At 43.7% G+C, this 12,763-nt stretch carries 9 protein-coding genes; 2 read left to right on the top strand and 7 right to left on the bottom strand.

Annotation, left to right across the window (positions count from 1 at the left end; all coding sequences use genetic code 11):
- Nucleotides 1-57: 57 nt before the first annotated feature.
- Complete coding sequence (locus tag IP510_RS07010; RefSeq protein ID WP_194364048.1) at nt 58-417, top strand: DUF3144 domain-containing protein; 360 nt, start codon at nt 58-60, stop codon at nt 415-417.
- 237 nt (nt 418-654) lie between these two features.
- Nucleotides 655-1,011: a hypothetical protein gene (locus tag IP510_RS07005; protein WP_194364047.1), complete on the top strand. Its 357-nt coding sequence runs from the start codon at nt 655-657 to the stop codon at nt 1,009-1,011.
- A 103-nt stretch (nt 1,012-1,114) separates the two neighbouring features.
- Here IP510_RS07005 and IP510_RS07000 read toward each other — a convergent pair whose 3' ends face one another.
- The 7 genes from IP510_RS07000 to IP510_RS06970 form a co-directional block, all read right to left on the bottom strand.
- On the bottom strand, nt 1,115-2,767 hold the full coding sequence (locus tag IP510_RS07000; RefSeq protein WP_194364046.1) for a BCCT family transporter: 1,653 nt from the start codon (nt 2,765-2,767) through the stop codon (nt 1,115-1,117).
- A gap of 242 nt (nt 2,768-3,009) precedes the next feature.
- Nucleotides 3,010-4,653: a BCCT family transporter gene (locus IP510_RS06995; protein WP_194364045.1), complete on the bottom strand. Its 1,644-nt coding sequence runs from the start codon at nt 4,651-4,653 to the stop codon at nt 3,010-3,012.
- A 179-nt stretch (nt 4,654-4,832) separates the two neighbouring features.
- On the bottom strand, nt 4,833-6,098 hold the full coding sequence (locus tag IP510_RS06990; protein ID WP_194364168.1) for a PQQ-dependent sugar dehydrogenase: 1,266 nt from the start codon (nt 6,096-6,098) through the stop codon (nt 4,833-4,835).
- 209 nt (nt 6,099-6,307) lie between these two features.
- Nucleotides 6,308-8,905 carry an ATP-dependent chaperone ClpB gene (gene clpB, locus IP510_RS06985; protein ID WP_194364044.1) on the bottom strand — a complete coding sequence of 866 codons (2,598 nt, stop codon included), beginning with the start codon at nt 8,903-8,905 and terminating at the stop codon, nt 6,308-6,310.
- A gap of 296 nt (nt 8,906-9,201) precedes the next feature.
- Nucleotides 9,202-9,738, bottom strand: coding sequence for a L,D-transpeptidase family protein (locus tag IP510_RS06980; RefSeq protein WP_194364043.1), 537 nt, complete (start codon nt 9,736-9,738; stop codon nt 9,202-9,204).
- 156 nt (nt 9,739-9,894) lie between these two features.
- Nucleotides 9,895-10,686, bottom strand: coding sequence for an SDR family NAD(P)-dependent oxidoreductase (locus IP510_RS06975; protein WP_194364042.1), 792 nt, complete (start codon nt 10,684-10,686; stop codon nt 9,895-9,897).
- 72 nt (nt 10,687-10,758) lie between these two features.
- Nucleotides 10,759-12,474 (bottom strand): AMP-binding protein, encoded by a 1,716-nt coding sequence (locus tag IP510_RS06970; protein ID WP_194364041.1) that lies wholly within the window; start codon nt 12,472-12,474, stop codon nt 10,759-10,761.
- Nucleotides 12,475-12,763: the final 289 nt, after the last annotated feature.

The following is a 12,763-nucleotide window of genomic DNA, read 5'->3' as shown; positions in this document are numbered from 1 at the left end:
GCGTGCAAACCCTATTTATATATTAAAATTACTGAAACTTATTATTAGGAATAGCTTATGTCTCAAGACATCAACACTCAAGACGAAAATATCGATACTAACATCGAAATCACTCCTGAAATGCAAGCATTTTACCAACGTGCTGATGCCATCATTGGCATGGCAAATAGCCAGTTGAGCCCTGAAGCACATTCAGGACAAGTAGGCGCTTCATTACTGTATGCAGCAGCACGCTACAGCGCATCAGTGGCTTCTATTGGTTTTGTGCAAGGCGATGACTTTGCCAAAGAAAAAGATGACATCGTCGAGTTTTATGTCAAACAATACCGCCAAATGCTTAGCGATAATTTGACTGACTATGCACAGAACTTCGATAAGTATGTACAGCTAAACCAAGACGATAAATCAGCTAAATAAGCGACTTTCGTCAATGTAGATACATTCTGTTAGAGACCTTATCTGCAAAACAGCTTCTAATAGAAGCAAACAAAAACCCAAGCTTAATTGAGCTTGGGTTTTTTATGGAAGAGGATTGGGTAAATGGCTTTAGATTAGATATTATGAGTAGATAAATATCTCATCAATTTAATAGCAAAATCTATCAGCGATAGTATAGTGCTATCGTATACTACTAATTCATAAGGATATTTTATTATGAAACAAACTCTATTCAATCCACAACTTTCCGTGCTTAACCAATCTTCGCTCAGACCATCATCACTCATACTCACTTTAGTTCTACTATTGACTGGCTGTAGCTCTATGTCTGATATGGGCACGTCTGGTCAATCACCTACCCCACCCAGTCCTGATATCACCCAGCAATTTGAAGATGCTCTCACTCAATGTCCATCTACTAACCCCGCCAACAATATCTGTACAGCACAGTATGAGCCGGTCTGTGTGAAGACAAAGGTCGGAGCAATTATTAGCTATCAAACTGCTAGTAATGCTTGCTCAGCCTGTAATACCCCTGAAGCCATTGGTTATGCAAAAGGTGAATGTCGTTAAGCTATTAAGCTGTGTTATTACCAAATAGGTTTTGAGCATCCATAAAAATACCCAGCCTATGACAAGCTGGGTATTTCTTTTAGCTAAAAATAAACTCTAGCGCTTAAGCATCTTTCTCAAGTGCGGGTGGACCTTTTAGCAAATCTTCATCACGGAACTCATTGGCAGAATTGTGCTCTGCTGACTCCTCAGTGGTGAACCATTGCTGATTGCGATACAGAATCAAACGATCTCGACTCAATCCACGCAATAGCGAATACATCATCACGACGATTACAATGGCAAAAGGAAAACCTGACACGATAGAGGCGGCTTGTAATGCACTCAAACCACCTGCTGCCAATAGTACCGCAGCGATAACACCTTCAGCACCTGCCCAAAACAAACGCTGAATCTTCGGTGGATTGGTATCACCACCTGAGGTCAGCATGTCGATGACAAAACTGGCTGAATCTGATGACGTGACAAACCACAGTACAATCATGACGACAATAAGCAGATTGACCGCATCTGTCAGTGGATAAGACTCCATAAGCTTAAAGATAGCACTGCCTGTATCTGCTTTGACGGCTTCGATCAGACCTGGACTAACGAGATTAGGATCTGCCGCAGCCATCAGTTCCATATTTACCGCAGAACCACCAAAGGCGGTAAACCACAAAAACAAGATCGTGATAGGAATTAATAATACACCTAGTATGAACTCACGAATGGTACGGCCACGAGAAATACGCGCAACAAACACCCCAACGAATGGTGACCAGCTGATCCACCATGCCCAATAAAAAATCGTCCATGAGGCTTGCCAGTTTTCCTCACCTCTATAAGACTCAGTCCAAAGACCCAAGGGTACAATTTCATGTAAATAGTTGCCGATGTTTTCTACAAAGCTATTAAAAATAAATTGCGTCGGCCCAAAGATAATCACAAAACTGAGCAATATCACAGTGAACAATATATTGGTATCACTCAGACGCTTAATGCCTTTATCCAGACCCATAAACAGAGACAACCCTGCTAGCATGGTGATAAAGCCAATCAAAATAATCTGCACCGTAATATTATTGGGTACACCAAATAACGTCTCGAGGCCTGAGTTAATCTGTAAGACACCAAGACCTAACGTGGTCACTACCCCAAACATCGTACCGAATACGGCGAGCGTATCCACCGTATGACCCCAACCACCATAGATTTTTTTGCCCAGTATAGGATACAGCGTTGAGCGTATGGCCAGTGGCAAACCCACTCGGTAATGAAAGTACGCGAGCGACAGCGCAACCATGCCATAGAGTGCCCAAACATGTAGACCATAATGCAAAAACGAGATATTCATTGCTTGCTTGGCAGCAGCGACTGTCTCCGCTTCGCCCAGTGGCGGCGCCATGAAGTGATATAGCGGCTCAGCGGTACCCCAATAAAGCAGCCCAATACCAATGCCTGCTGAGAACAACATCCCAATCCAAGAGACCAAGTTATACTCTGGCCGCTCATTTTGATGACCGAGCCTGATATCGCCATAACGGCTAAATATCATATAAATACTCATGACCAACGTTAAATTGACCACGACAATAAAGAACCAACCAAAGCGCAAAGAGACAAATGCTTTGGCTTGGTTAAACACTACTTCCGCTTGTTCATTGAATAATGCGCCAAAAATAATGAATGCAAGAATCAAAATCGCTGACGTTAAAAATACAGGTTTACTTACCCGCGGAAAAGGGCCTAATCGGCCAACTTTCACATGATCCATAGGTATATCCCCAAAAAAGTGCGTAACCATACCAAGGTATGAACGAATTATCAAATATAACACCTTGTAAACACTGCTAAATGTATAGAAATGGTAGTAACACTTCGGTAATAATTTTCAAAAATTCGAATTTGTACTGAATAAATCTAAATATCTTTATCCAATAAAGAAGCCCCAATTTAAAATAAATTGGGGCTTCTTTTACTAAAAGCTTAAGTAACTGTCTTACTTTGGCTTACTTTTCAGTCACCTTTGACAATCTTAGGGGGTCCTTTGAGTAGATGCTCATCAACGAACTCGTCTGCCGAATTGTGATCGGCTGATTCATCTGTAATAAAGCTCTGCTGCGCTCGATATAGAATCAAGCGATCACGGCTCAGACCACGTAACAGCGCATACATCATCACAAATATGACTAAGGCAAACGGTAGTCCTGCGACAATAGCAGCAGCCTGCAGGGCAGAGAGCCCACCAGCCGCTAGTAAGATAGCAGCGATAACACCTTCTGTGGTTGCCCAAAACAAGCGCTGGATTTTTGGTGGATTGGTATCTCCACCAGCTGTCAGCATGTCAATCACAAAACTGGCCGAATCTGATGAGGTTACAAACCACAGCATAATCATAACGACGATCAGTAGTGTGATCGGTTTTGCTAATGGATAGTACTCAACTAACTTGAAGATGGCACTACCAGTATCTGCTTGTACCGCTTCTACCAATCCTGGGCTGATGCCTGACACAGCAGAGGCAAGCTCCATGTGGATAGCAACGCCGCCGAAGGTGGTGAACCAAAAGAATAAAATCAACATTGGGATCAATAACACCCCAAGTGTGAATTCGCGAATGGTACGGCCACGAGAGATACGAGCAATAAAGATACCAACGAATGGTGCCCAGCTAACCCACCATGCCCAATAAAATATCGTCCAACCACTCTGCCAGTCTGTACCGCTATAAGACTCGCCCCATGTACCTAGTGGCACGATCACTGTCAGATAGTTACCAATGTTTTCAATAAAGCTATCGAAAATAAAGAGCGTTGGCCCCAAGATCACCATAAACGCCAATAAGACAATGGTAAAACCAATATTGACGTCACTAAGGCGCTTGATACCCTTATCCAAACCCATCATTACAGAGGCAGCAGCCAGTGCGGTGATAAAGGCAATCAAACCAAACTGTACAGTAAGACTGTTAGGCGTACCAAACAATTTTTCTAGTCCAGCATTGATCTGCATAACCCCAAGACCGAGCGAGGTGACCACACCAAACATCGTACCAAATACGGCCAAGACATCGACCGTGTGTCCCCAACCGCCATAAATCTTTTTACCTAATATAGGATATAAGGTCGATCGAATCGACAATGGCAGGCCACGGCGAAAGTGGAAATAAGCCAACGACAAGGCCACGATAGTATAAAGCGCCCAAGCGTGTAGACCCCAATGCATGAACGAGATATTCATTGCTTGTTTGGCAGCTTCAACCGTTTCGGCCTCGCCCATCGGTGGTGCCATGAAGTGATACAACGGCTCCGCTGTACCCCAATAGACCAAACCAATACCGATGCCGGCAGAGAATAACATGCCAATCCACGAAAACAGATTGTACTGCGGTCGTTCTGTTTGTTTGCCTAACCGAATGTCGCCATAGCGACTCATTGCTAGGTAGATACAAAGCGCGAGTGCTGCGTTGACTAATATAATAAATAGCCAACCGAACTTATCGGTAATAAAATTCTGTAAAAAACTAAAGACAGCCCCTGCTGTTTCGGTGAAAAGTGCACCGAAAATAATAAATCCAACAATCAGCAGTGACGATGTAATAAACACAGGTTTACTCACCCGTGGAAAAGGTCCTAATCTGCCTACTTTTACTTCTTCCATGTGCAAGTCTCAAATCTTAAGGAACATTACCTTAACAAAATAGCCATTAACTATCAATATATTACAAAATAAAACTATTAATTTACTCTAAAAGATTTGAATAGTTTTATTAAAATAATTAAATATACAGGTAGGTAAATACGTCGTTAATTCGATGTTATTTCGATATTGTTTCGATGTTATTTAGGCAATAATCTGAGCAATTTTGCATCATTACCGTCTTCAAGTGTCCACACTTGTCCATCTACTGCTAGCACACTGCGTACACGCTCACCCATGTCATAACGGTAACGCTCAGCGGCGATATTGTCGTCGCTTATGCCCACTACGATAAGCGCCTTAGACGATAAGCCACTGATAAGCGCATTGCCTTGCCAGCTCGGAAAATCATTATGAGTACCAGCCGTATAGATGCTCATAGCAGATGGGGATATGACAGGTGTCCAAGTAATTTTGGGTGCCACAAACTCTGGCTTTGTATCATGATCAGGAATATCGAGACCTGAGTAATTGCGACCATTGGACACGAGTGGCCAGCCGTAATTTTTGCCTTTTTCAATCAAATTAAACTCATCTCCGCCTCTTGGACCCATCTCGTGCGCCCATAACTTACCGCTATCATCGAATGCCATGCCCAATATATTACGATGACCTATCGTCCAAAACTGCTTGGCAATGTCATTTGTATCATTCGAAAATGGATTGTCTGCTGGAATAGACCCGTCAGCATTTAGACGTATGATTTTACCCAAATTGACACTCATATCTTGAGCTGGGGTTTTTTCTTGGCGCTCGCCTGAACTGATGTATAAATATTGCCCATCAGGTGAAAATAAGAGACGATGACTGTAATGCCCTTGCCCTTTTACTTTTGGAGACTGCTCCCAGATTGGCGTAATAGCTTGTAACGTGGGCGTGGCTGTCTCTAATCCTGAAAGTGTTGCCTTGATGACTTTAGCCCCAAATTTATTACTATCATCTCCCGTTCCTGCTTCCACGTAGCTAAGATAGACGGTATTAGACGTAGCAAAATCTGGCGACACGATGATGTCTCCTAAGCCGCCTTGACCACCGTAAGCCACTGTAGGAACGCCTTCGATTTTTGTCTTATTACCTGTTGCTGTATCCACAATGAACAGCTCACCCGTTTTTTGTGTCACCAGTAATTTTGGCGCTTTGCCATCTGTACTGGGTAGCGCCGTCATGGCCCAAGGCTCATCAAAGGTAGCAACCGCTTTGGTCGTAAAGTCAGGTTTGTCTATGCTGACTTGAGCATCACTTATCTGCACATCGGCGTCAGAGGCCTGCGCTTCTTTGTATTCTACGGTTTCGTTGCTGGTGTTCACTGTCGAAGGATTGGAGCAAGCCGAGGTGCTGAACAATAGAGCCGCGATTATTAACGGCGATGTTAAGGGGAGGCTTACACGTTCAATATAGATCGTCATCATCTTTCCTCTTTATCCAGTTTGCACTTATATGATTAGTCGTCCATTTATTTATAGCATAGTCTTGATATTTAAGAGATATTTAAATGGTAAAAGAATAATAGCGTAAAACGCGCTTTCTCAAATGAGAAACCCCTTATCTACGCTTGCAGATAAGAGGCTGATTTTAAGAGTATCATTAGGTCACACAGACCTCAAAGTGATATTGATTAGCTCATTCTAAGCTTATTAAAAGACAATCTATCGTCTGCGCCAACGTCGACTTTGATGATATCGCCAGCGACAAAATCACCTGCTAATAGTTTCAATGATAATGGGTTTTCGATCTCTTGTTGAATGGCCCGTTTGAGTGGACGCGCGCCATAAACAGGATCATAACCCACGGCAACCAATTTATTCATCGCATCTACTGACAGCTCTATATCCATTTCACGCTCTTGGATACGTTGACGCAAACGATCCAACTGAATATCAGCAATACCTGCCATCTGCGACATACCAAGCGGATGGAAAACCACAATTTCATCAATACGGTTGACGAACTCTGGACGGAAATGCTGCCCAACAGAATCCATTACCTCCACTTTGATATCCTCGTAGCTTTCGCCAACCATTTCTTGAATCTTATGCGAACCCAAGTTACTGGTCATGATAATCACAGTATTCTTGAAATCAACGACACGACCTTGTGAGTCGGTTAGACGACCATCGTCCAATACTTGCAATAAGATATTGAACACATCAGGATGCGCTTTTTCCACCTCATCAAACAGTATGACACTATACGGCTTACGGCGTACCGCCTCAGTCAGCGTGCCACCTTCTTCGTAACCGACATAACCTGGAGGCGCGCCTACCAAACGGCTGACACTGTGTTTTTCCATATATTCACTCATGTCGATACGTACGATCGCATCTTCAGAGTCAAATAAGAAGTTTGCCAGTGACTTAGTCAGCTCAGTTTTACCGACCCCTGTAGGCCCCAAGAACAAGAACGAACCAGAAGGACGATTGGGATCAGACAAGCCAGCACGGCTACGACGTACTGCATTGGCCACCGCTTCGACCGCTTCGTTTTGACCGATGACGCGCTCATGGAGTTTTTCTTCCATTGCTAGCATTTTTTCACGCTCGCCCTGCATCATTTTATTGACTGGAATACCAGTCGCGGCCGCAACCACTTCTGCGATTTCGTTGTCTGTCACCTTGTTACGTAGCAATTTGATACCGCTACCTTCGCCTGTCTGCTCTTTTTGTTCTGCCAAGTCAGATTCAGTGATACGGCGCTCTAGCTGCGGGATGGTTTCATATTGCAGCTTGCTCATAGTCTCATAATCGCCTTCGCGGCTGGCTTTGTCATAGGCAATACGGGCTTTATCTAGCTCGTCTTTTAGCTGCTGACTGCCTTTGACCAGTGCTTTCTCTGCTTGCCAAATTTCATTGAGATCAGCGTACTCTTTTTCAAGCTCTTCAATTTGCGCATTCAGTACTTTACGCTCTGCTTGCGCGCCAGCATCTTCTTCATTTTTGAGTACTTCACGCTGCATTTTTAACTGAATCAAACGACTGTCGAGCTTACCCAGTGCTTCAGGCTTGCTGTCCATCTCCATACGCAAGCGACTGGCTGCTTCATCAATTAAGTCAATCGCCTTATCTGGCAACTTGCGATCAGTGATATAGCGATGGCTCATTCGCGCAGCAGCGATGATCGCACTGTCTTGAATATCGACGCCGTGATGCAGCTCGTATCGCTCTTTGAGACCACGTAATATCGCAATGGTGTCTTCAACCGTTGGCTCATCGACCAGTACTTTTTGAAAACGACGCTCAAGTGCCGCATCTTTTTCAATATACTTGCGGTACTCATCTAATGTCGTCGCTCCGACACAATGCAGCTCACCACGTGCTAGTGCAGGTTTTAGCATATTGCCAGCATCCATCGCGCCTTCAGATTTACCTGCCCCGACCATCGTATGCAGCTCATCGATGAATAAAATGACGTTGCCTTCTTGCTTGGCCAAGTCACTCAATACGCTTTTGAGGCGCTCTTCAAACTCACCGCGGAATTTCGCCCCTGCAATCAGTGCGCCTAAGTCTAACGACAGCACTTCTTTACGGCGCAGACCTTCTGGCACGTCACCATTGATGATTTTTTGCGCCAAGCCTTCAACGATAGCCGTCTTACCGACACCCGGCTCACCGATGAGCACAGGGTTATTCTTGGTACGGCGTGACAGCACCTGAATGGTACGGCGAATCTCTTCGTCACGGCCAATCACTGGATCTAGCTTGCCAAGCTCCGCTTGTTCAGTCAGGTTGATCGTATATTTGTTGAGTGCATCACGCTGATCTTCTGCGTTTTGGTTATTCACCGTATCATCGCCACGCAGCTGCTCAATCACAGCTTTTAGTTTGCTAGCCGTTACGCCTGCACTTTCAAATATCTTTTTGGTTTCACCCTGCTCAGCAAGTGCCAACATGACCCATTCAGTCGCGATAAAATCATCGCCTTCTTTTTGCGCCTGACGATCTGCCAAGTTCAAGATTTTTACCGAGTTTGGGTTTAGGTTGACGTCACCTGTCGGCTCCGAAATGGTCGCTTGATTGTCCAATGCTTTTGCAACGCCATTTTTTAACGCTGGAATAGAAGCACCTGCTTGTTGGCAGATAGATAAATTTGACTCATCTTGTAGTAATACTGCAAGCAAATGCACAGGATCGATACCCGTATGATCGCGACCTAATGCTAGGCTCTGTGCTTCTTGGATGGCGGATTGCAATTTTTGAGTAAACTTCTCAAATCTCATGTCTATATCCTTTTATAATTAGTATTTTCAGTCGCCCCTCTAAGACCTCTCTTAGTCTAGTGCCACTGTTATCTGTCATCTATATAAGGTATATATACACCTATTTCAAGAAGATTACCAAATAAAACCTTACTTAAAACAATGATATTTATTATTAATAATATTTAAATAGGCTATTAATCATAGATAAAATAAATCAAGAGGGTAATAAAGCCCCTTATTGGTGTAAACAAATGATAAATTTCTGCCGAAAATAGTAATGAGCAATGCACTTATTTGTCATAAACTTAACGGTGTTACTCCACGATTCTAATAGGAGTGCCAAGTGTCACCGCTGCCATTATTTCATCCATCTCGTCATTAGTGACAGCGATACAACCATCTGTCCAATCGCGTCGTTGGTTAAATAATGCCAAGTATCCAAAGCCGTTCATTTGCCCATGAATCATAATGTCTCCGCCTGCACTGACTCCTAGTTTTTTAGCATATGCTTTGTCAGCAGTATTGGGATAGCTGATATGAATAGAACGATGGGCAATGGAATTTTCATTCTTATAATCTAGTGTATAAACTCCAACTGGCGTACGCTGATCACCTTCTTGTTGCTTATGACCCACTGGACTACCCCCTAGCGCAATACGATACGACTTAATGGCTTTACCATCGCTCATCAGTTTTAAGACACGATCTGATTTGTCGACGAAGACTCGATCAATCACTATAGAAGGAGGAATAGGATTCTTGGGTTTTGAGGTGCTTTTGACATAAGCAATAGCGCTGGTGCTGACAATGGCAGCAAGACTAAGAACAATAGTAATAGGCAGCCAAGGCATACGCTGCTCATTTGATGAGTAAGATTTTTTATAAAAAAATAGCATAGGCTTTGATTCCCATAATTAATTTTTTGTCATTAATCATATGTATCAAAGTACTATGCCAGATTCTGTAGATACGTTTTGTGCAAAAGTGATGAATCACTCACGAGACTGTTACACCATGCGAATCGCACCATCTAAGCGAATAACTTCACCATTTAGATAAGCATTATCGATGATATGAGTCACCAATTTGGCAAACTCATTGGGATCGCCCAAACGTTTAGGATATGGCACGCCTGCTTCTAATTGTTCGCGTGCCTTTTCAGGAATACTGTCCATCATCGGCGTAGCAAAGACACCTGGTGCGATAGTCATCACGCGGATGCCATGACGTGCCAGCTCGCGAGCAAGTGGCAAGGTCAGACCAACCACGCCTGCCTTGGATGAAGAATAGCTGGCTTGACCTACTTGACCGTCAAAGGCCGCGATAGAGGCTGTATTAATAATAATACCTTGATCTACATTCTTCTCTACATGGTCGCCTGCCTTGCTATCATTAGCTATGCGCTTGGCAATGCTAGCAGCGACCAAGCGGGCGACGTTAAATGAACCGACCAGATTGATATTGACCCCGCGGCTAAATGCCTCAAGGTCTGCTGGATTGTTATCACGATCTAGCAGCTTTTGTACCACTACGATACCAGCACAGTTGATTGAACCTTGTAGGCCGCCAAAAGCTGATTCTGCCATTTTAACCGCTGATTGCACTTCATCACCGTTAGTAATATCACAGCGCACAAAACGTGCGCCATCACCTAGCTCAGCGACTAGTGCTTGCCCTGCTGATTCATTTAAATCAGCGATAACGACGTTACCGCCTTGACCTACAATCGCGCGAGCCACTGACTCACCCAAACCCGATGCACCGCCTGTGACCAAAAAGCTGTTTTCTTTAACTTGCATGATTATTCCTTTAAATTTTTGCTTCTTATTAGATATTTTTCTATTAAATTTATGGATGCTTTACCAACTCATTTATGTAGCAGACAGACTACGCAGCAAAAAGCGTTGAATCTTACCACTTGGCGTTTTTGGTAACTCGGTCACAAACTCAACCTCGCGTGGATACGCATGAGTGGATAGGCGTTTGCGTACTAGCTCTTGGATTTCTTTGGCGATTTGCTCACTGCCTTCAATGCCATCTTTTAGTACCACATAAGACTTGATGGTATGGCCGCGCACTTCGTCTGGCACGCCTACTGCCGCAGACTCTGCTACTGCGTCATGCTCTAATACAGTGTTTTCGACATCAGTAGGCCCTACACGGTAACCTGCGGTAATAATGATGTCATCATCGCGTCCTGAGAACCAGTAGCTGCCATCACTATGACGCTCAACCACGTCGCCTGTCAGATAGTAATCATCTACAAAGGCTTGTTTTTCATTCCAGCTATAACCACGGAAATAAAACGCAGGTGACTGACTGACCACGACCGCTAACTGCCCTTGCTCACCATCTGGCAACACATTCATATCATCATCTAGTACGACTAGCGTATGACCTGGTAGTGCCATACCCATCGAGCCAACAGGACATTCATGCGCCAGTGCATGATGTGCACAGCAAGTCATGCCAGTTTCTGTTTGCCCATATTGGTCTTTGACTTGGCATTCTAGATAGGTTTCGACCCAGTTGACCACTTCAGTATTCAGTGTCTCTCCTGCCGAGTTGGCACAGCGTAAAGACAGCTTGGCATTGGTATCGTTATGAGTCTCTTCATTAACACTATCAAACACGCCGCTAGATTTCATCATTCGAAACGCAGTTGGTGAAGAGGCCAAATTGGTAATCTTATGACGTACCATAAATTCACGGGTATGGGTCGCATCGAATCCTGCTTCATTAAAATAAGTGGTGATGCCCAGTAGCAATGGCCCTGTGATGGCATAGTACAAGCCATATGCCCAGCCTGGATCTGCCATGTTCCAATATTGATCATCTTCGCGTAGGTCGATGGCATAACGCATATATAGGTAAAAAGCAGGTAATGCGGCCAATGGAACACTGACACCTTTTGATTTACCAACCGTACCAGAGGTAAACATTTGCAAAAATGGCGCATCAGTATCGAGCATCACGGGTTCGATCGTTTGCGACTGTGCTGCCATGGACTGGATATAGTGATCGTCACCCCATGTCTGAGCATCTTCTATACTGCCGACCAATACCATTTTGGTTTGCTCAGCCAAATCTTCAAACTTGCTGCGATTTTCTAAATTAGTAAAAACGACTTTGGTATCGGCTTTGTCCATCCGATATTTGATTGAATCATAGCCAAATGCGGTAAATAGCGGCTGATATACCGCTCCGATACGCCATGTCGCCAATACAACGGTTAGCAGCTCTGGCGTGCGCGGTAGCATCGTCGCTACCTTATCTCCTGCTTTTACCCCATACGACTGTAGCAAGTTAGCGATTTGGGCACTTGCTTTGTCAAGCTCACCAAAACTCATGCGCGTTATATTTCCTACGGTATCTTCGTGTACTAGCGCGGCATTGTCAGCGCGGCCATCACGTACGTGACGACCACAACAAGCCATATAAGCATTTAAACGATCGTCCACCTGCTCGCCAAAAATTTCTGACAGCAGTGCATTCATATCAAAATTATTATAGTAATCGGTATAGTTTTTTGGTGTGACGGTAGTGTCTGTATCAATATTCATAGGAGTTTGAGAGGCGGTGTTCATAAGCTAATCCTTTAGCAATAGCAGGTAACTGGTAAAATGGTATTTATGATTGTAAAACGGTCACATCCTATAGACCGTTTCATAGATTCGTACTTATCATGTTCTATTAGTAACGCATTTTTACGTTTATTTCAATACATAACGTATCATTTTTATTTTATAGAAATAAAGACAATCTATAACTAATTATCATTAATTCGCTACAAGCCAATATGAACATCTACAATAACCAATGTTTCATAGCAAGTTTTTGACTTTTTGTTGAAGAACTAGCACTCTACTATTACTA

The organism is Psychrobacter sp. NG254 (assembly GCF_015277735.1).
Taxonomy (GTDB): Bacteria; Pseudomonadota; Gammaproteobacteria; order Pseudomonadales; family Moraxellaceae; genus Psychrobacter.
The sequence above is the reverse complement of the archived record's forward strand: the minus strand, read 5'-3'. Positions and strand labels throughout refer to the sequence as shown.